This is a genomic window from Clostridium sp. KLE 1755, from assembly GCF_000466465.2.
GTDB classification, from domain to species: Bacteria; Bacillota; Clostridia; order Lachnospirales; family Lachnospiraceae; genus Eisenbergiella; species Eisenbergiella porci.
In genome coordinates this window covers 29,495-50,952 of record NZ_KE992660.1, presented here as the reverse complement: position 1 = coordinate 50,952, position 21,458 = coordinate 29,495, and the positions used below count along the sequence as shown (strand labels likewise).

Here is a 21,458-nt window from a genome sequence, read left to right as displayed (position 1 = left end):
CGGTATATTGGCATAATCCCAACAATGAGGTACAATAAAAGTAATTGTGACAGAACGGAACCATTACCAATAAAAAAATTATTAAAAACCCGGAGGAGCGATATGGACAAGAAAAAAGTGATTTTTATTATGACCGATACCCAGCGCACGGATATGCTGGGCTGCTACGGACACCCGGATATGAAAACGCCGTCTCTGGACAGGCTGGCGCAGGAGGGCATCCGTTTTGAAAAGGCGTACACCACCCAGCCCGTCTGTCAGCCTGCCCGCTCCGCCATATTCACAGGAAGCTATCCCCATTCCTGCGCCGGCTGGTCCAACTGCATGGGGCTGTCCGATAATGTACAAAATATTGGGCGCAGGCTGACGGATCAGGGTATACACTCCGCCTACATCGGCAAATGGCACCTGGACGGCGGCGATTATTTCGGCCTGGGCCGCTGCGCGGACGGCTGGGATCCGGATTACTGGTATGACATGCGCTGCTATCTTGAGGAGCTGACGGAAGAGGAACGGTATCTGTCCCGCCAGACGGAAAGCATGGAAAAGTATGATATTAAGGAAGAATTCACCTATGCCCACAGATGCACCGCCCGGGCCATGGATTTTCTGGAAAAAAACAGGGATGATTCCTTCTTCCTCGTGGTATCCTACGATGAGCCCCACGGCCCATTCCTCTGCCCGAAGGAATTCTGGTCCATGTATGACGGCTATGAATTCCCCCATAAAGCAAACATGCTGGACACCCTGGAGGATAAACCCGCCCACCATAAAATCTGGGCAAAGGACACCTATATGGCCGCAGCCAGGGAAGATTTCAAACTGCAGCCCAAATATTACCTTGGCTGCAATTCCTTTGTTGACTACGAAATAGGAAAGGTACTGGACGCGGCGGAAGAATATGCGCCGGATGCGATAATTATCTACACCTCGGATCACGGCGATATGCTCTACTCCCATTCCCTGACCTCCAAAGGTCCCGCCATGTACGAAGAAATCACGCATATCCCGCTGATTATCAAAGGCTTCGGAGAAAACAGGACCGATCCCCATCCGGTTTCCCATATCAATCTGGCGCCCACTGTTATGGATATTTTCGGCCTGCCTGTCCCCAAGGTCATGGAAGGCAGCAGCATATACCGGGAGCTACTTGACGGCACCCGTACCAATGAATATGTTTTCATTGAATTTGGAAGATATGAGGTGGATCACGACGGCTTCGGCGGCTATCAGCCTGTCCGCGCCGTATATGACGGCCGGTATAAGCTGGCAGTCAACCTGATGACCAGCGATGAGCTTTACGACCTGCAGGAGGATCCCCAGGAGCTTGTCAACCTCATCAATTCCCAAACTGAGGAACATATGGAGGTTAAGCTGCGCCTGCACAAAGCCCTTCTGGACAATATGTATGCCACCAGGGATCCCTTCCGCGGATATTACTGGGAAAACAGGCCCTGGCATCCCGATACCGCCTACCAGACCTGGGACAGCCGCCTGATGACCAGACAGCGTGAAAACACGGAATACGAGCCTGTACAGCTTGATTACAGCACCGGCCTTCCCATTGTGAACGCCGTCCGGCTGAAAAATGAGTCCGAAGCGAAATTTGCCAAAAAGAAACCCTGAAAAACTGTTAAAAGAGGCCGATAGCATGCAGTATATAATGATAATCGAAGACGATCCCGCCATAAGGGAAGAACTGAAAAGCCTGCTGGAGGGCGTGCCCTACCGGGTAACTGCCCCCGAACCGGATACCGATCTAATCGAACTTGTCCGGAAGGAACAGCCGGATCTGCTCCTTCTGGATATCGGCCTCCCGGGAACGGACGGACTCACCATCTGTTCCCGGCTGAGAAAAGAATCCCGCATCCCCGTTATTTTTGTCACGGCACGCAATACCTCCATGGACGAGCTGAACTGCCTGCTGCGGGGCGGAGACGACTTCGTGGCAAAGCCATACCAGCCGGCGGTCCTGCTGGCCCGCATCGCCGCCGTCCTGCGCAGAACCGCCCGGGAACAGGACGAAGCTCTTATCTGGAAAAATGTAAGGCTGGATCTGGCCTGCGGGACCGTCTCCCTGAAAGAGGGAGACGGCCGCAGCACGGAGCTGTCCAGAAATGAGCTGAAAATCCTTTATTTCCTGATGAAGCACGCCGGAAAAATCGTGTCCCGCGAAGACTTAATCGATTACCTCTGGGATCAGGAGGTTTTCATCGATGACAATGCGCTGAGCGTAAATATGACCCGGCTGCGCGGCAGGCTGGAGGACATTGGCGCGCCCGGATACATTGAAACCAGGCGGGGATTGGGGTATCAGATATGAGGCTTAAAGATTATGTGAAGGATAAGATCCTTTTTCTTTGTTTTTACTGCGCCCTTCTGCTTCTTCTCTTCTGTTTTCTGCGCATTACCGGCTATCCCGCGGATTACGCCCTTCTTTTTGCCGGACTGATGACATTTCTTGTCCTCCTTTATGGCGGAATCGACTTTTACCGGAAAAAAGTTTATTTTGATCAGCTGTTCCTGCAGCTGGAACAGCTGGATAAGCCCTACCTCATCGGAGAGGTCATGGAAAAATCCCCTCTGCTCACAGACAGGCTGTACCGCCGTGTCCTGCGCATCTCCAACCGTTCGGTCATAGAAACCGTACACGCGCTGGAGCAGGAGAAGCAGGACTATCGGGAATATATCGAAAGCTGGATACATGAGGTGAAGGCGCCGCTCACGGCCGTCAATCTCATGTGCGCGCGGAAAATATCGGAGGGAGGCGAGGAAGCCGCCTTCTTCCGCAAAATGCTCCGGGAAACGGAATCCATGGAAAATGCCGTGGAACAGGCGCTTTATTATGCCCGCTCCGATGAAGTCTACCAGGATTTTCTCATCACCCCCTGCTGCCTCAACGATATCGTCAGTGAAGCCGTCACACGCAACCGCAGGCTCCTCACCGCATGCCATATTATGCTACAGTTTGACCTGCCGGAGAACTGCCGTATCTACTGCGACGGCATATGGCTTGTATTTATCTTAAGCCAGCTTATCCGCAACAGCGCCCAATACCGCAGGGAGGAACGGGGAAAAATTACAATTTCGGCAAAGGAAGAGGAAAAAAGGGTAATTCTTTCGGTCCTGGATGACGGCGCAGGCATTCCCGAAAACGAATTAGGCAGAATTTTTGAAAAAGGCTTTACCGGCACAAATGGCCGGAACAGGAAAAAATCCACCGGAATGGGACTTTATCTGTGCCGTAAGCTCTGCCGCAAGCTGGGCCTGTCCATATACGCCCAGTCCCGCGAGGGCGAATTTACGCAAATCACCCTGGAAATCCCCAGAGAAGAAAGCTTACAGATCTGTAAGGCTGAAGAAAGCTAATGTGATACCATCCCGCCTTTCAGCCCTTTATACTGTAACCAGAAGCCGTCGCCGGACTTATTAATGCCAGAGCAACACAAAGGCAAACCGAAGGCTGCGGCAGGAACTGCAAAGAAAGGCAGGATAGGTATGAATCACTTTATTGAAGTATGCGATGTGGAAAAATATTACGGAAAAGGCAGCAATGTCACGAAGGCGGTGGATCGTGTCAGCTTTTGTGTGGACCAGGGCGAATTCCTGGGGATTATGGGAGCCTCCGGCTCCGGCAAGACAACACTGCTAAATATCCTCTCCACCATCGACTCCGTAACAAGCGGGCATGTTTTTTACGGACCTGACGATATCACCGTCATGAACGAGGATCAGCTCTCGGACTTCAGGAGAGATAACCTGGGTTTTGTGTTCCAGGATTTTAATCTGCTGGATACGCTCACTGTCCGGGAAAATATTGTTCTGGCGCTCTCCCTCCAGGGGAAGCACGGAAAGGGGGCCGAGGAAAAGACCCGGAAGGTTATGGATATTCTGGACATTTCCTCCATTCAGGATAAATTTCCTTACCAGATATCCGGCGGACAGAAGCAGCGCTGCGCCTGCGCGCGGGCGCTGGTCACCGGCCCCAGGCTGATTCTTGCGGATGAGCCTACCGGCGCGCTGGATTCCAAATCCTCACTGATGCTTATGGAAACCTTCCACAAGCTGAATACGGAAATGGATTCCACCATCCTGATGGTCACGCATGACGCCTTTTCCGCCAGCTGGTGCAAAAGGATCCTCTTTTTAAAGGACGGGCATATATTTCACGAGCTGGTACGCGCCGGACAGGACAGACGCACCTTCCTGAACGAAATCCTGGATGTACTCGCCCTGACGGGAGGTGAGCTTTACCATGCTGACTAAACTAAGCCTGCGCAATGCCGGACGTACCTGGAAGGATTATCTGGTTTTCTTCGTCACCCTGGTTTTAATTGCGGCAATCATGTTTTCCTTTAACGGACTTCTTTTTGATCCGAACATACGGACGCTGGAAACTGACTCCTACATCATTGCCGTCATGTTGGGCATTGCCACCTTTTTTATCCTCCTGGTTTTAGCCTGGCTGATCCAGTACATGATCCGCTTCATGATGAAAAAAAGGAGCCGGGAATTCGCAACCTACCTGCTCCTGGGCATGAAACGCAGACAGATTACCCATATCTTCTGGGGAGAAAGCCTGGCCCTTGGAGCAATGGCCTTTCTACTTGGTACGATCATCGGACTCTTTCTGCGCCAGTTCCTATTTGCTTGTTTTTATACCCTTATCGGAAAAAGCTACCGTCTGGATTTTTCCTGGAACACCCCTTCTTTTCTGATGACTCTGCTCTGCTTTTTCTCCTGCTACCTTCTGGCCCTCCTTTTTCACCAGAAGAAATTCCGGGGGATGAACATTGCCGGGCTCGTCCGGGCAGACAGGGAAAATGAATGCATCCGGGAAGGGAACCTGATAACGGGCGCCGCGGCAAGCCTGGCCGGAATCGTTTACTTCGTCATTTTCGGAACGGTTCTTTATTTCAAAGGCGGAAGTCTGGATAATGATGATATCATACGCATGATAATACTTCTGATTCTCTCCATTTATCTTCTCTACTGGGGGCTCGCCTCCCTTTTCAGCCTCTATCTGAAAAAAAGGGGAAAACGGATCTATCATGGGACGAATCTGTTCCTCATCCGGCAGCTGTCCTCCAAAATACGGACCATGCGCTTTACCTTCGGCACGCTCACAGTGCTTTTCACCCTCTCCCTGCTTGGCTGCAGCCTTGCATTAATGCTGAACCAGTACCAGAATACACAGCTTATTTACAAATATCCTTTTTCCGTCAGCATTCTGGGAAACGCGTCAAGTACGATGGAATCGGAACAGGCGGCAATTAACGGGCTTTCTCCTGACGCAGTCACTCATGTTTACAAAGTATATCACAATGGTGGGGAACAGATGCGCACATATTATCTTACCCACCTGCGCGCCTTTGCCAAATATGGAGGAAATCCGGGCAACGGGCCGGGCGGCGGGACTTCTGCCAGCGTAGACAGCCTTATTTCCATGCCGGACGGTATTTGGGCACAGTATTACAACCACGATCCTTTCATGCGGCTGAGTGATTACAATGCGCTGCGGCGTATGCTGGGCTTTCCGGAAGCCGGGCTTCCCGAAGGCGGTTATCTCCTTCAGACAAAATACCGGCTTCTCAAAGAACTGGGGGATGATGTTTATCAGGTAACCGTCCCGGCCGGCGGCAGTGAGCTGTATCTGGCCGGAATCTATACAGACGCCTTCTGCCAGGACGGACACAATGGCTCTGACTACATTCTGGTGGCGGACGATGATGTAGTGGAACAGATGGAAGTCTATTATACCGAACTGGCCTCCATGATTCCGGGCACGCTGAGCGATGAACAGATCGGGGCGATTTACTCCTCACACACGGATTACAGCGATATCATCGCCAGTGGCACGGACACCATGACACTTACAATTACCGATACGCTCATCTCCCAGGAGCTGCTGGCGGAAGGAAAATGGGGCTATACCTCCATCTCACTTCCCATGGTTTACATCGGCCTTGTTTACCTGTGCGTGGCCCTCACCATTCTGTCCGTACAGCAGCTGAGCGATTCCGGCAAGTACCGCTATCACTGCCAGCTTCTCTCCTCCCTGGGACTGCGGAGGAAACAGATAAACCGCACGCTCCTCAAACAGATGTCCTGGTTTTATCTGTGCCCGATTCTCCCTGCGGTACTGATAAGCGGCATGGCCGTTATCATCATAAGCGGGAAATTCGTGAATGCAACAGGCGTGAGCGGCTCGGCGTTCACTTACTTCGGCATCTCCTTCCTTATCTTTGTGGGGATATATCTGCTTTATTTTATTGCGGCTTATGTGGGGTTTGTGAGGGATGTATGGAAGGAGTAAGACTAAAGAAATACTTGTAAAATAATTATGAAAACTTGTATTTTAATAGCAAATAAGGTAGGTATGTTAGCGATTATATCACGCAAATGTACCTGCCTTATTTTTACACTATTTCTTACTAATATAATTTTCTTTCCCAAGATCCGGTAATCTCATACACTTCGTTTTTCCAGAAAAGATGAGCTGTAACTTCCTCTGGCAGTTCCAATTTCATTTTTCCGTTATCTATAAAAATGCTTAATTTTCCATAGGGTGTATTAAACCATGCATTAAGTTTAGGAATTTTATGCGTAAAACGGGGTCTGAATACCACCCGCCTCCAGCCGGGGCTACTTTCGTCAATTTCAAGCCCTGTTAAAGCCTTATATATCCATGCGCCTACAGCGGAACGCATATGATGATTCAAAGAACCTTTTTCCCCGTCCCAATGTTCCCACAGCGTACTTCCTCCAGACTTCAACATGTAAGCCCATCCAGGATATTTCTCTTGCATTACAATTTGAAGGGCATCCTCAAAATAGCCATACCGTGTAAGCACCTTGAGCACATAAACAGAACCAAAAATACCGCCGCCTGCACAATGTTTTTTAGCACGAACTAAAGCTGCCAGCTCTGCGGCTTCTTTTTCAGGATTATCCGAAAGGTCATAATAAAGCACACAGCTTAAATAGCTTTCCGTCCTACTACATTTATTATAAAATTCCTTCTTAATAGTTTTTTTAATTCTTAAGGATAAATTTCTCCAGTCTTCGCATTCTTCCCGCTTAAGTATTTTTGCTATCTTTTCCATAATCTGAGCAAGCCGGAGAACAAAGCAGGATAGGATCATCTCCCTTGGACATACCTCCTGCAGACAGTCTGGCAGGAAATCACCTAATCCACTTTTACAAATTCCTCCCTCCGATATTTGCTGTGTATAATACATATACTGCCTCATTGAATCATAATAACGTTCCAAGATTTCTTTTCTCCCCGTAAAGAAATACAGATTCCATGGTATAAGAATCAATGCCGCATCCCAGGTTGGGCCGCTCTGATAGTTATAACCATAAACACTGGTAGGCGCAATACATGGGAGCTGACCGCTGGGCCACTGACAATCCACAAGATTATCTATGTACTGTATATAGGCCTCCTCCATATTCAGATTAAATAATGCAAATTCACTGGATATATGGGCATCTCCTGTCCAGCCATTCTTTTCTCTATGTGGACAATCTGTGGGAATATGATGGAAATTGGTTTTCACAGACCACAATGCAGCATCATAAATCTGTTGAAGGGTTTTATGTGAACATTGAAACCCTCCATTCTGTGATAAATCCGTATAAAATATGCGTGCTCTGATATTCTTAATTGTGATATTCCCCTTAATCTGAACATATCGGAACCCCTTATAGCTGAATTCAGGATGCCATATTTCAACACTATCTGTTCCTTTTCTGAAATAATCCGTCTGATTTCTCGGTATCTCCGGATGTCTCTTAATCAATGTTTGATCAACCTCTCCATTGGCATCCAACCGTTCCCCGTATTTAATCTCAACTTCCCCTCCCCGTTTACCTTCTACAGTAATTTCTGCATCTCCTGCAATATTCCTTCCAAAATCATAAACTCCATTTTTATTGCAGATCGGAGAAAGGTACTGCTGAATCCTGATTCCCGGCAGTCTCTGTTTCTTCAATATTCCTCCAGGTCCCTTAGCAATTGTTGCATTTTTCCATTCTTTTTCTGTTATTCCCGCATCATAATTCTCACCAAACCGAACTGAATTATAACTCCATTTCCCTTCTCTACACTGCCACTTGGTATCTGACTTCAGAAAAAGAGTTCCATCCAAATACAATTCACATATCATTTGGAGATGGCTTTTCCATACCGCATGTTCAAAATCAAAACAATCCTCTCCCGGTTCATGAAACCACCCATTACCCAAAGTTACCCTAATTTCGTTTTTTCCTTCCGCAAGGTATTCCCTTATATCATAACTGTTATAAAGCACCGTTTTATCATATACAGTAAAAGCCGGCTGTAATAACTCATCTCCAACCCGCATTCCATTAATCTCCAACAGATAAAACCCCAACCCGGTTATTTGTATCTCTGCTTTCCCCGGCATAGTCTCCAGTATAAATTCCCTTCTGAAAACAGGCGTAACATTCTCCGGACACTCCTCAAACATAATCCACTTTGCATACCACTGTTTCATACGTAAATTCCCCCTCACTCCAGCTCCGGATATTCATGAAAATAACCAATTATTTTCAATTCCTTCATCAAAGCCTTTCCTTCAGCCTGAGACAGTTCTGCCCCCGGTTTTTCTGCCTTTCCTATATCAATCCCTTTTCGGCAGAACAGATATTTCATCGACTGAATTTGTCCAAACTTTAATAAAATTCCAATAACTGCATCAGCCCAAAACTGCCATCTCTGGGCCTCCTCTATGTTACTCTGCAAATAGGCAATATAAATCTTTTTATATATATCCGGCATAATATTATAAGTTGAGCCAATCCCCCCGTCTGCCCCCATAATTAAACCACACAGCAGAGTTTCATCAGGTCCGTTCAACAGATTAAGTTTTCCTCCTTTCAGATGGGATAACTGAAACATCTCGTAATAATTATTCCGAGTGAACTTAGCTCCAATAACATTCGGCAGCTCCAGGATACGGGTTACTGCAGATACTACGTTTTTTTCTGTAAACATAGTATTTATGTACACAATCATTGGTATCTTCACAGCTTCAGACAATATTCTATAATACTCTGTAATTTCATCAATATTGTAGTGGTATACCGGAGGCGGTGTCGCCGATACCGCATCTGCACCTACCGATTCCGCATGCTGTGCAAGTCTTATCCCTGTACGGATTGAATATGCACCAATATGAACAATTGACTTACCTCTTCCGTTCATCTCATTAATTGCTGTCTGAGCCAGTTCTTCTCTTGCCTCAGTGTCCATGCTATAACATTCTCCAGTCGCTCCGCCAATATAAAAACCATCCGCACCTCTTTCCATCTCCCAGGAAACCAGTTTTTTTAATCCCTCCTTCTTTATTTTTCCGTCCTCTGATATTGGCGTAAGCAGTGCTGGATATATTCCTCGAAAAGGCTTATCCCCATAATTCCCTTTCATCCCTTTACACCTCCAATTGTAATTCCTTTAATAAAAAACTTCTGACAGGCTAAAAATATCAGAAGCATAGGTAGCGTGGCAATCATGGCAGCCATAAGCTGATAGCCTGTATTTGTTATCTGTCCCTGAGAAAATAACGCTATACCAATAGGCGTTGTCCTGAGTTCCTTATCTGCAATCATAATAAGCTGCCATAAATAATCATTCCATGCACTGAAAAACGAAAATATCCCCAATGCTCCCAAAGCAGGCAGGGCCATTGGCAAAACAATTTTAACAAACCTCTTTATTTCACCACAGCCGTCAATTTCCGCAGCTTCCAATAGTTCCGTAGGAATGCTCTCCATAAACTGCCTGCACAAAAATACACCAAAAGCAGGGGATACGGTAGTAAGTATCAGTCCGATTCTGGAATTTGTCAGATGTAGCTTCATAGCGACAAGATAATTGGGTATCAGAAGCATTTGCCTTGGTAAAAGCATGGTTGCTATTACTAGCATAAAAACCAACCCTTTTCCACGAAACTTTTTTTTGGCGAAAGAATATCCTGCCGTCGCACCAATAAGTACAGTAATTACCGCTGTTCCTAAACTTACAATAGCGCTGTTTGTAAGCCACAGAAAAATTTCCGTTTTTCTCCATACATAATCAGCGTTTTTTCCCGTCAGATTTATAAAAGGATTTAAGTCCGGCGGAATCAGCTGCAAGGCCATCTGACTTTTAAAAGCGCCTACCACCATGACATAATAGGGAAACAGAAAAACTGCGATAAGTAATAACAATAATCCGAAGGATAATATATTTCTCTTTTTTATTTTTTTCATAAGTCCTCCTAATACTCAATCGCATCTTGTCTCATCATACGAAACTGAATAAATGCAATGGCTGCAGTAATAAAGAAAAGCACAACACCGATTGCTGAAGCGTAACCAAAGCTTCCATTCTGAAAAGCACTTGTATATACCAGCATAAGTAATGTTGAAGTTCTGAAACTTGGACCACCATTTGTCATCAGATAAGGGACTGCAAAGATTTGTAGCATACCAATTGTACTCGTTATCAATATATATGTTGTTGTACCATGCAAAAGCCTCAGCGTAATTGAGAAAAAAATTTGGTTTTCCGTTGCACCGTCAATCCTTGCCGCCTCAAAATAGCAGTCGGGAATTCCATTAATTGCTGCCGTATATAAGATGACAGGCTGCCCCAGTCCATATGTACAAATCAACAATGCCAATAGCGGTATTGCAGTCACCGGGCTGTCAAACCATGATATCGGATCCAGCTTCAGTATACGGAAGATACTTGCCACCAATCCAAAAGCCGGGGAAAAAAGAAAATTCCAGACAATTACAAGCGCTACCTGATTTGTTACGGATGGTAAATAAAATACGGCTTTAGCAAAAGCATTTATCTTTTTTCCACGCGTACTTAAAACTTTTGAAATCCAAAGGGAAACAAGAACTGTGACTGGCAGAATAATAACTGCATATTCAAAGGTAGCACATACACTCCGCCAAAAAGGAGCACTTCCAAATGCCTGTACATAATTTGATACACCGACAAATACCAAACGGCTTATTGTATAATCATAAAAAGAAACCTTAAATCCATATAAAAAAGGATATACAGTAAAAATAATAAAAAAACAAAACCACGGGAGAAGAAATAAATATCCCCATTTTTCTTTTCGTAATCGTTTCATTCATAATCCTTTCAAACCAGTTATAGTCCCATTGAAATGTTTCGGTTAATAAAAGGAGGAAGCTTTATGAGATGCTTCCTCCTTGCAAACTATTGCTGAAGCGATTTTGCTATGACTTCATTGCCTGCTGCCTCCCAGTCCTTTATCACCTGTTCTGCACTCTTCTCCCCTGTATAATATGATTGAAGCTGTACATAAAAGGTTTCTCTGAAATCTGACCACCAGGACTCCAATACTCCAATAGAAGAATCCGCATATTCCGCAGTACTTGCAGCTGCCCGTTTAGCCTGTTCATTTAATTTATCATCACCGTAATCAACGTCCAAGTCTTTAAGAACTGTTGAATTACCAGTCTGCACACACACTTCCTGACTGTATGACTGATTTTCCAAGAAAGTCTCTATTACTTTTTTGGATGCCTCAATTTTTGCATTGTCTCCTGCATTCTTAAAAATTGTAAATCCGGTACTTCCCCAGCTCATTACATGTGGATCGGCCTTTCCATCTGGCGTGGGAATCTCATATATGTCCACGTCAAATGGCTCAATATCCCCACTGTCAATCTGTTTCTTCACATTAACAGCTTCTCCGGTTCCTGTGCTGACAAACATACATACCAGCTTCTGACTGTACCAATTCGGACGAATATCATTATCCACTGTCGTTGCCGCTCCTGAGGGCACCAATTCTTCCTCTATCATTGTTTTAAATAATGTCAAAGTATCTGAAGCCTTTTCCTCATTTATTGCCATTCCTGTATGATCTGCATTGAGGATGTCACTGCCGCCGCTCATCATAAATGAGTAATACACTGCATCAGAAGACTTACTGCCTGCAAAAAGCTGTGTGGCATAAATATTTTTATCTTTTCCATTTTCTCTTGCTGCCCTGCAGAATTCCAGGAATTCATCATATGACCAGTGTATTTTATCTTCAGGCAATAAGTCATACACTCCAAGCTCCCTTGCAAGACTTACATTTACGGTAATATTGTATCCCTGGGATAAATTAATTGGAATATAACCCTGCATTCCATTTAACTTTCCCGTATCCAGTACACCATCATATAACAGGTCTTTAAGCGCATCTGCAGTATCCGATAGATCTGCTGATAAACCGCCCCCTATTGCCGGCGCAATCCGGGAATAGGTATCCAGGTACAAATCTGGGGTTGCACCGGTAGCCATGGCCACCGTTACCTTTTCCGGTCCCGCATCCCAGGTAAGAACCTCTGTATTTAATATAATTCCATATTTTTCTTTTACTTCCTGCGCCAAATCCTGGCTCATCTTCTCGTCAAACCCTTCATATAGCGGCATATACCAAAAAGTAACCTCAGTGCCCTTAAGATCTGCTTCTTCCTCATCTGTATTCTGTTCTTTATCTTCATGTAAAATATTTTCTGTCTGCGTTTCCGAAGAAGTCACGATTGTTTTTCCCGTATCATTTTGCACTTCTTTATTGCTTGCGCAAGCAGTCATCATCATAGCTGCAAGTAAAATTGCCAGTACCCTTTTGCCTTTCTTTTTCATAGTGTCCCCTCTCCACCTGTTTAACAGGTTCTTATTTTGTGGGTATTCAGTTTCTATCCTGCAGGATACTTATATTATAGTTTTTACATAATATAAAATAAATCAGGCCGATTTGGAAATTCTCATCTAAATTCTTCTGAAATATTTATATAAATTCTTAAGATTACTGACTTTCTGCGTATTCACGCGGCCTTTTACCTGTAAACTTTTTGAATACTTCATAAAAATAAGATGGATTACTGTAACCTGATTCCAACGCTATCTGATATATTTTCTTATCCCCCGCTTTTAACATTATCTTTGCCTGCTCAATTCTTACCATATTTAAATATTCAACAAAAGTATGTCCTGTTTCCTCTTTGAAAAGACTGCAGAAATAGACTGCAGACAATCCTATTGCCTCACTTACCTGCGATAAATTTAATTGTTCCTCTTTATAGTGTTCTTTGATATACTGTTTAGCTTTTTCAATTACTCTCTTTCCTTTTTTCTGGCACTGCCTTTGTTTGTATGTTCTCATCTGACCACAAATATCAAGCAAAATGCTCTGCATTTCCAAAGGCTCCCGACAATGAAGTAAAGCAACATAGGGATCCTCTCTGAAGCACTCTTCCACATTCCACCGAATTTCCGGTGATGAGGTTAGAACCTCTGACAACAGCTTTATACATTCTTTTTGAATACAGAAAAAAGAACCTTTTGATGCAATTAACAATCGATTCATATAATTTCCTATTGCATGCCGGATATCAAGTATCCCTTCCATGTTAGAAAAATGAACGACATCAGCAATTTCCTTTTCCAAATGAACAGGTTCTTTCTCTTCCAACACCAAAACATTATCAATCACCGTCACATGATTTCTTCCATAAATGTTACTATAATCCAATGCCTGTACCGCACTTTGATAGCATTGCGGTAGTTTTTTTAAATCATCCACTAGATATCCTATCCCCGCCTGAAAATCAAATTGAGAGAATGTCTGTAGTTTATCTCTTACTTTTATCATCAGCCTTTCTGCTGTTTCACTTTCCTTGTCTTTCATTTGTATAAAAACAATGCCCTCTGAAAAATTTTTCCACAGCACCCTGCATTCCACCAGATACTCATTTCCTATTTCCAAAATCATGTTCTGCAATGCAAACTGAAAAATCTCTTTATCATTTATCTTCATTTTCCCAAAATCAGGAAGGAATACGGCAACACGAAAATACTTTCCATTTATTCTGTAATTTAATTTTTCAAAATGCCTGAGCAATTCTTCTTCCGATTCCTCAACCCCTTCCAGCACTTCAAGTAAGTAACGATCCTGCAATATTGGAAGATTTTCCTGAAGTATTTCCTCCATACGCTGGAATTTGGCCAGTTCCTCTGCCTTTTTCTTAATATTTTCTATGGCTTTGTTCAGGGCATTTAAAAGTTCATCTACTTCAATAGGTTTTAACAGAAAATCAACCGTACCGGCCTTAATTGCTTCTCTGGCATAATCCAACGTTCCGAATCCGGTAATTAATATAACCTGAATATCCTTTTCCCTCTCAGAAAAACGCCGGGCCAATTCCATTCCATCAATTAGCGGAATATTTATATCAGTTATTATGATATGCGGTTCTTCCTGCACAAAACAAGCCATCGCTTCCTCACCCTCTGATGCCTCCGCCACTAATTCCAGACCCAGTTCTTTCCAGGGAATAATTTCTTTCAGATGCTCCCTAATCGTTTTATCATCATCAATAATCATCACTCTGTACATTCTCTTCCTCCTCCGGTATAGCTAAAATTACTTTGGTATACTCTCCGAATTCGCTTTCCAGGCTCATTCTACAGCTTTCTCCGTAATACAGCTTCAACCTCCTATAAACATTCCAAAGTCCATAGCAGTTTTCTCCGCATTTTTCTGAATGCAGTCCGGCCTCTATAGTTTCCTTCTTCACTTCATCCATCCCCATACCATTGTCCATAATACAAATGTGCAATACCGACTTGTCCATCTCTCTTTTTCTGCTTACACCAATTTTAATCCACCCGTCATTTATTGTTCCTTGAAAAGCATGAAGATAAGCATTTTCTATAATAGGCTGAAATGTTATTCTGGGAATCTTAATCTCCATAAGTGACTCTGGAATATCCGTAAAGAGCTCAATTTCCTTTCCTCTGCATAGCCTTTGCAGCTGCATATAATAGGTTATATGGGATAGTTCGGTACGAATAGAATGCAAAGGTTCTCCCTTTCCTAAAGAAAGCTTAAAAAAACTGCTCATTGACCGCAAAATATGAAGTGCCATATCCATATTACTTTTTTCCATATAAAAAATTGCAACATCCAGAGTGTTATATAACAAATGAGGATTTATCTGCGCCTGAAGAAACTTTATTTTCCCATCTTGAATTTGTTTCTGCTTTTTTTTATCCTCTGTAATATACCCCTGTATATCATCAAGCATTTTATTATAAGCTTTCCCCAAATAATCAACTTCATCTCCGCTTTTTCCCTGATAGCGCAAATTAAGATTTCCTGCGCCGGTACATTCTATAATTTCCTTTAAATACTTAATATTATGAGTTAAACCCCGTGATATAAGAAATGCCGCTGCCATTGACAGAAAAGTACAAAATCCAGCAGCTGTCATCATTGTAAAAAAAGCAGTATCCTGTGTAGCATCCAGTATTGTATTTTCAGGCACTGCTGTTAAATACCACTGTCTGTCTCCAACTGATACAAATACAGTCTCCGGCACACCAGTGTTATCCATCTCTTCCATTTTTCCGATCCGTTCCCGGTCCTGTGCGGATATAATTTTTCCTTCTGAGTCAGTCAGATAACTATCCTTACCAAAAAAAGAATACATCTGGCTGATCACTTTTTCTTTAACATAAAAAGTAAGGATTCCAACCGGTTCACTGGAACTCACGTCCCGCAAAATACGGGCATTCATAAAATATGCCTCCTGTGTTCCATTCTGTAAATTAATGAGCACCGGAATCCAAACTGCATAATTGCTTTCTTCTGAAAAATTATTTATATGTTTCTGTATCACTTTCAAACAACTGTCATAATCAAAATGCCCATAATTATTCTCTAACCCGGCAGATACAGAAAACCCGTCCTTTCGATAAAGGGTAATACGACTAATAGATGATGTTGTATTTAAAATTCTGAGAAAATTACCATACACCTGATTATGAAGCTCTACTTTGTTATTTACTTCTCTTTTACTCAGCAATATATTTCTCATATCCTTATCAAAAAATAATGATATGGCCGTATACTCTGCTGCATCCATTTTCTCTACAATATTTTCCCCTGCAATTTCAAGGTTTGCCTCCTGAAGCAGTTGATTCATCCTCATCGCTTCAGTTCTGAATCTCGTATATAATACTGTTATTCCCAGAAACATAATTATCAGACTAGAAATGAACAGACTAACAGCAATTTTTCCCATCAAACCAAACCTGTATTTCATACTGAACCTCCTCTTATGCAAAATTACTCCAGTTTCAGAATAGCATATCATTTTTCCTAATCCTATCAACAATCTTTGTATTTCCTATGGTAAATTAAGGGTAAAAAAGAAGGAAAGCTGTCAGACTAATCTGTGCTTTCCTTCTTTCAAATTAATAATGCTTATTCAAATACTGCATAATCGCCATATGTATATTCCACGCCACCTTCTCCTGGTAATAATCATCGCACAGCTTCTCCGCCTCAGCGCCGTTGGACAGGAAGCCGCATTCCACGATTACAATCGGTTTTCCCGTCTTTTTCAGAAGATAATAGCTGTCGTTGGCCTTCGCCACCCGGTGGTTTTCCGGATCCAGATATTGTACCATCCGGTTCTGTATCGTTTCCGCCAGCTCCTTTCCCTGAACGCTGCTGTTATAGTAAAAAACCTGCGCCCCGTCCACGTACTCTTCCCCATAGCTGTTCTGATGAATGCTTACCGCGAGCTGCGGCTGGGCTTCTTCAATAATCTGGATACGCTGCTTCATATCCTGCACTTTTTTATTGGAAGCGTTTTCGTCGTATAACCCGCCGTCGGTCGTCCGTGTCATGACTACCTTTACATCCGATGCTTCAAGAAATGCCTTCAGCTTCTCAGCAACCTGAAGATTAATTTCTTTTTCCAGTGCGCCGTTGATTCCGATTTTTCCCGGATCGTCTCCCCCGTGTCCCGCATCTATAACCACGCAGAACCGTTCCTCCGTCTCTGCCTCACCTTCATTTACCAGAACCGCCGCCTGCCTTGCAGCAAAAAAAACGGACGTGAAAAGAAGAATCGTAACTACGCCCTTTAGAATCTGTTCCTTCAGTTCCTGACTCATTGGAACCTCCCGCCCTTCGCTTATTCCATTTTATGTGCTGTCCTACAAAATAGAACCGGCGGGCGCAACTTCCTCCTTACCTTCTGTCCTGCGAATTAAAAATTGCCTGATCTGTGAATGAAAAAGGGAACCGCCTGCTGACGGTTCCCGCATTGAAGGCAATATAACATTATCGCCCATCTATCATCCATTCACAAATGAAGTCAGCACATCCCACACTTCAGGGTGCCCCTTTTCATAACCCAGCTTCCATGCCGCAACACCGCCCAGGTTATAATTCTTCATAATATTTATCTTAACCTCCAGAGACTGTGCATCCTCCATCCATACCTGATAGAAGGAATCCCCGTCCTGCACCTCCGCATAATTCTGGCAGGCCTCCTCATCCCAGATGGTTTCCGCGCCTTTATCGGAAACAAACTTCTGTACCGCAGATATTCCCACAGCCTGGCTCTGTACCTGGCCGCCCTTTGTTTCCCAGATCCGTGTGTAAAAGGGAACCGCATTAATCACCTTCTCCGCCGGTACTGACTGCACCATAGTGCTTATGCCTTCCTCCACAAATCCAATAGAGGCTACGCTGCCGGGCTCCTGGGAGCCGCCGTAATGCTCGTCATATCCCATAATTATGACATAATCGGCCACAATCCCCTGTTCCTTCCAATTATAATGGGCATTATAATTCTTCGGCACATAATTATCCACGGAAAGCACCAGGTTGTTGGCGCGGCAGGAAATAGAAAGCTCACGCAGGAATTCCACATAATCCTCACCGGCCTCCGTACTCACCTGCTCCAGGTCCACATTAATGCCATCCACGCCAAGCGCCAGGGCCTCGTTCACCAACCCGGAAATCAGATTGGCCCGCTTGCTCGTATAGGAAAGGATTTCCTTCGTATTCACGTCATAGGTGAAATTATCTAACAGTGCCCATACCTCAAGCCCCCTGCTGTGCGCCTGCTCCACATAGTCTTTGCTGCCTATGCTGACAAAATTCCCCTCATTATCGCTGAGGAAAAACCAGGTGGGAGAAATAACATTCATGCCGCTCACGCCGTCCAATACCGTTGACAGCGTGGAATTGGCCGCTTCGCTTGTAACCTGGTGCCATCCCAGGCTGATCTTATGATCCCTGCGGATACTGGTATATTCAGGCTCCTGATAATCAGTCACCGGAATCAGCGTTTCACTGCGGAGGTTCTCAAGCCTTTTATTTTCCACATAGCCAAGGAAGCCGTCCGATGTGGCAACCTTGCTCCAGTTTTCCATTTCCTCCAGGATGACCACCTTGTCCCCTGCCTTCACATCGGTTAAAATATCACTTTTCACGCCGCCCTGGTATCGCACGGCCGTATCCTTTTTAATATCGGCAGCCTGATGCTCGCCCCAGCTGGTAGTCAGCACTGCCCTGTTAGGATCCTGAAACAGTTCAAAGGAAAAATTAGTATATTTTTTCACATAGTCCAGCGCAACGTACATTACGCCATTATCCATAAACGCAGGAACATAGCCTTCCTCACCTGCACTGCCGCCCTCCGCCCAGATTATTTCATCCGGCGTCGTATAAAGGAGCAGATTCTCATTATAGTCTGCATAGAATCTGTCATTCAGATAGGCATGCACCGTCTCCAGGGGCAGATAGCATCTTCCTTCAGACAGCCTGCCTTTTTCTTCTTTTATTTCATTATTTAATACGAGGGCCACATCCTCCCCCGATTCTATTCCATAATAAGATCCAAGATCCATCCTTTCCTTTGAATAGGAGAATCTTTCAAGGACTTTAACACCCATGGTAATGGCAATAATCACAATAATAAGGACGACAGCGATTATTACCGGAAGCTTTTTTTTCATTTTCCGTATTCCTCCTGACCGTCCTTATTATATCAGACTATTTAAACATCGTCATTACCTATTTTTACATAAATCGTCAGAATCTGACTAATTACCGCCGCGCGCGGCTGTCTCAGGCGCGCTCAGCAGCTGTCTTTTTCTTCCATCCGCAGCGTCGGTACGGGGGACCGTTTATACGGATGTCGGAATCGGATACTTCCTGTAGCTGTTATGAAGCCGCCCTGCAGCTTCACAGCTGTTTTCATTTTACAATTATTTTCAGATAGGAAACTTAACAATATATGGCCGCAGCGGACATCAGCGGTATTCAACCCTGTCATACCTTACTTCCCGCAGCGTGCCGTCTTCGTCGGTCACGAAGTCCGGCATATAAACAGTATCTTCATTGACGAAAAATTTTCTGGCGATTTCTTCCGGGGAAGCGGGTTCTCCTTCCAGATACAGATCAACCCCCTTGCTGTAAATTTCCCTCAGATGCCTTTCCAGCTTCTTCTCGTCCTTCTCTAAATGCATGGTACACACCCCTCCGTATTTTCTATACGGAAAAAGCACCCGGACAGACGGCGCGGAAAAATCGCCCCAGTCCTTCCCCAAAAGGATCGTGATATATAAATGTGCCCTTCCGTATGACTTTACGGCAGCGACGATATTTAAACAGAAAAAAACAAGATGCTCCAGGACATGTATCGCGGAATAAGATAAAAAAACCAATTACAACATGAATTTTGCGAATTAAACGAAACTTAGTGGTAATTTTGGAAATGATTTTTGTTCCGACAAGCACATAAGCCTGTAAGACATCCTCATACTATTAGATGAGGAGAAGATATAGAGCACACAGGAAAGATCTGGTGTGTCTATAATATTTGCTTAAAATATGATATAATAGAATCATAAATAAATGAGTGATACAAACTCATTCCGGCTGAAAAACCGCCCTCCTTCTGACACTGATTGTCCAGAAGCATCTCTAAAACGAATTATATCCGATAAATGGAAAAATAGCAAGACTAAAATCTTAAAAAAGTTTAAACAGTTTCAAAGGATGCTTGACTTATTTCTTCCTTAAGTATAATATATTTGATAATCACAGATACTACACAGATATGTTCATTTTACAGGTATTTTCAGTCACACAAGACAACAATTTCAATATCTTTATATTAAGGATGTGAGAACATGAAAATTGAAAAAGTAAATGATCATCAGATTCGTTGTACCCTGACAAAAGCCGACCTGGCAGATCGTGAATTGAAAATCAGCGAGCTTGCCTATGGCACCGAGAAGGCTAAAAGCCTCTTCCGGGATATGATGCAGCAGGCTTCCCTGAAATTCGGTTTTGAAGCAGAAGACATTCCGCTTATGATAGAAGCAATTCCCCTGAACTCCGATTGTATTGTTTTAATCATCACCAAAGTGGAGGATCCGGAGGAACTGGACACACGTTTTTCCAAATTTGCCCCCAGTGTTCATGACGACGACAGCCTGGATGATATGATTCAGGATCTGAATGAAGGCGCAGACGATGTTCTCGATTTATTCAAGCGCATTCATGAAGGCCGCGTGAACGGCGGACAGAACGGACAGAAAACGCTCCGCCAGGAGGAAAAAGCTGAAGAAGCCGGAACAGCGGAAGGCTCTGTCAGCCTGACAAGGATATATTCCTTTGATTCCCTGAATCATCTGACCAGGCTGGCCCACGTACTGAAGGGTTTTTATCACGGCTCCAACTCACTGTATAAGGACAGCAGCACAGGACGCTATTTCCTGATTGTTACAAGTTCTTCCCATACACCGGAGGAATTCAACAAGCTTTGCAACTGTCTGTCAGAATACGGACGGCAGGAAAAGTCAGTTCCTGCAGGAGAAGCCTATTTTGAGGAACATCACGAACTGATAATCAGCGAAAACGCTTTACAGAACTTAAGCAAAATCTAAAAAACAGACGGGCACGCGCCTTATTGGCAGCGTGCCCGTCTGTTTCTTCCCGTATTCAAAGGCTCCATCCACGCTAACCGCCCTTATATGCCGCACGCACATGCCAGGCCAAAGCAGCCTGCCATCCCGTCACCCGCGCCGCATAAATGTCGGTACACAGCATGTCCACCCCTGAAAATTGATTATAATGCAGCAATCTTGCTCATTAAATCTTCAATATCCATTCCATGAACCATAGCCGCTTCTTCCAGGCTTTCACCCTGAGCAGAAGGACATCCCAGGCAATGCATGCCTGCTTCCATAAGAATGGGAGCAACCTCGGGATTGGCTCTTAAGATTTCACCAATTGTCATTTCCTTAGTAATCTGCGCCATTTCGCTTACCTCCTTTTCCTTAGAAACTATCAGCAGGCCCCTGCCCGCTGATTTTCTTAGTATAATACTTTTCCCCAAATTACGCAAGATATGCGAGTGTATAAGGAAAAAGGAAAAAGCCAGACAACATAATCCAAATAGAAATCAATAATATTGGAAATAATAAATTCAATATACTTTTTCATCATACAAAATATGGCAGAACAACAACATCATCCCTCACACAAAACTTACCGCTGCCACCAGGGGCAAAACGCATCCGCCCCAGTTCCTTC

Annotated in this window: 17 protein-coding genes; 6 read left to right on the top strand and 11 right to left on the bottom strand. The window is 44.2% G+C overall.

Features of this window, described 5'->3' with window-relative positions:
* Nucleotides 1–102 precede the first annotated feature (102 nt).
* The 5 genes from HMPREF1548_RS03480 (at nt 103) to HMPREF1548_RS03460 (ending at nt 6,316) form a co-directional block, all read left to right on the top strand.
* Nucleotides 103–1,626, top strand: a complete 1,524-nt coding sequence (locus HMPREF1548_RS03480; protein ID WP_035320887.1) for a sulfatase-like hydrolase/transferase — start codon at nt 103–105, stop codon at nt 1,624–1,626.
* Nucleotides 1,627–1,651: 25 nt separating this feature from the next.
* Complete coding sequence (locus HMPREF1548_RS03475; protein ID WP_035320884.1) at nt 1,652–2,323, top strand: response regulator transcription factor; 672 nt, start codon at nt 1,652–1,654, stop codon at nt 2,321–2,323.
* Nucleotides 2,320–3,369, top strand: coding sequence for a sensor histidine kinase (locus HMPREF1548_RS03470; protein ID WP_051358306.1), 1,050 nt, complete (start codon nt 2,320–2,322; stop codon nt 3,367–3,369). Before HMPREF1548_RS03475 ends, HMPREF1548_RS03470 begins: the two co-directional genes overlap by 4 nt.
* A gap of 129 nt (nt 3,370–3,498) precedes the next feature.
* Nucleotides 3,499–4,266 (top strand): ABC transporter ATP-binding protein, encoded by a 768-nt coding sequence (locus HMPREF1548_RS03465; protein WP_035320882.1) that lies wholly within the window; start codon nt 3,499–3,501, stop codon nt 4,264–4,266.
* Nucleotides 4,256–6,316, top strand: coding sequence for an ABC transporter permease (locus HMPREF1548_RS03460; protein ID WP_021634358.1), 2,061 nt, complete (start codon nt 4,256–4,258; stop codon nt 6,314–6,316). The genes HMPREF1548_RS03465 and HMPREF1548_RS03460 overlap by 11 nt, the downstream gene beginning before the upstream one ends.
* A gap of 118 nt (nt 6,317–6,434) precedes the next feature.
* On the opposite strand, the gene HMPREF1548_RS03455 is transcribed toward HMPREF1548_RS03460, so the two are convergent.
* From HMPREF1548_RS03455 to HMPREF1548_RS03410, 10 genes are all read right to left on the bottom strand, one after another.
* Nucleotides 6,435–8,525, bottom strand: coding sequence for an alpha-L-rhamnosidase (locus tag HMPREF1548_RS03455; protein WP_021634357.1), 2,091 nt, complete (start codon nt 8,523–8,525; stop codon nt 6,435–6,437).
* 14 nt (nt 8,526–8,539) lie between these two features.
* Nucleotides 8,540–9,457 carry a dihydrodipicolinate synthase family protein gene (locus HMPREF1548_RS03450; protein ID WP_021634356.1) on the bottom strand — a complete coding sequence of 306 codons (918 nt, stop codon included), beginning with the start codon at nt 9,455–9,457 and terminating at the stop codon, nt 8,540–8,542.
* Complete coding sequence (locus HMPREF1548_RS03445) at nt 9,454–10,281, bottom strand: carbohydrate ABC transporter permease (protein WP_021634355.1); 828 nt, start codon at nt 10,279–10,281, stop codon at nt 9,454–9,456. Before HMPREF1548_RS03445 ends, HMPREF1548_RS03450 begins: the two co-directional genes overlap by 4 nt.
* 8 nt (nt 10,282–10,289) lie before the next feature.
* Nucleotides 10,290–11,162, bottom strand: a complete 873-nt coding sequence (locus tag HMPREF1548_RS03440) for a carbohydrate ABC transporter permease (RefSeq protein ID WP_021634354.1) — start codon at nt 11,160–11,162, stop codon at nt 10,290–10,292.
* Between the two features lie 89 nt (nt 11,163–11,251).
* Nucleotides 11,252–12,694: an ABC transporter substrate-binding protein gene (locus HMPREF1548_RS03435; RefSeq protein WP_021634353.1), complete on the bottom strand. Its 1,443-nt coding sequence runs from the start codon at nt 12,692–12,694 to the stop codon at nt 11,252–11,254.
* A gap of 163 nt (nt 12,695–12,857) precedes the next feature.
* Entirely contained in the window at nt 12,858–14,447 is a 1,590-nt protein-coding gene (locus HMPREF1548_RS03430; RefSeq protein ID WP_025487667.1) for a response regulator, read from the bottom strand.
* Nucleotides 14,425–16,158: a histidine kinase gene (locus HMPREF1548_RS03425; protein ID WP_021634351.1), complete on the bottom strand. Its 1,734-nt coding sequence runs from the start codon at nt 16,156–16,158 to the stop codon at nt 14,425–14,427. Before HMPREF1548_RS03425 ends, HMPREF1548_RS03430 begins: the two co-directional genes overlap by 23 nt.
* Nucleotides 16,159–16,309: 151 nt before the next feature.
* Entirely contained in the window at nt 16,310–17,017 is a 708-nt protein-coding gene (locus HMPREF1548_RS03420; protein WP_021634350.1) for an N-acetylmuramoyl-L-alanine amidase, read from the bottom strand.
* Nucleotides 17,018–17,200: 183 nt separating this feature from the next.
* The gene (locus HMPREF1548_RS03415; RefSeq protein ID WP_021634348.1) at nt 17,201–18,871 is read right to left on the bottom strand and encodes a glycosyl hydrolase family 18 protein; all 1,671 of its coding nucleotides are present in this window, start codon (nt 18,869–18,871) and stop codon (nt 17,201–17,203) included.
* 297 nt (nt 18,872–19,168) lie between these two features.
* Nucleotides 19,169–19,384 carry a hypothetical protein gene (locus HMPREF1548_RS03410; RefSeq protein WP_035320905.1) on the bottom strand — a complete coding sequence of 72 codons (216 nt, stop codon included), beginning with the start codon at nt 19,382–19,384 and terminating at the stop codon, nt 19,169–19,171.
* A gap of 666 nt (nt 19,385–20,050) precedes the next feature.
* Between HMPREF1548_RS03410 and HMPREF1548_RS03405 the strand changes: the two genes are divergently transcribed.
* Nucleotides 20,051–20,809 (top strand): adaptor protein MecA, encoded by a 759-nt coding sequence (locus HMPREF1548_RS03405; protein WP_021634344.1) that lies wholly within the window; start codon nt 20,051–20,053, stop codon nt 20,807–20,809.
* 182 nt (nt 20,810–20,991) lie between these two features.
* Here HMPREF1548_RS03405 and HMPREF1548_RS03400 read toward each other — a convergent pair whose 3' ends face one another.
* Complete coding sequence (locus HMPREF1548_RS03400; protein ID WP_025487671.1) at nt 20,992–21,183, bottom strand: DUF1858 domain-containing protein; 192 nt, start codon at nt 21,181–21,183, stop codon at nt 20,992–20,994.
* Nucleotides 21,184–21,458: the final 275 nt, after the last annotated feature.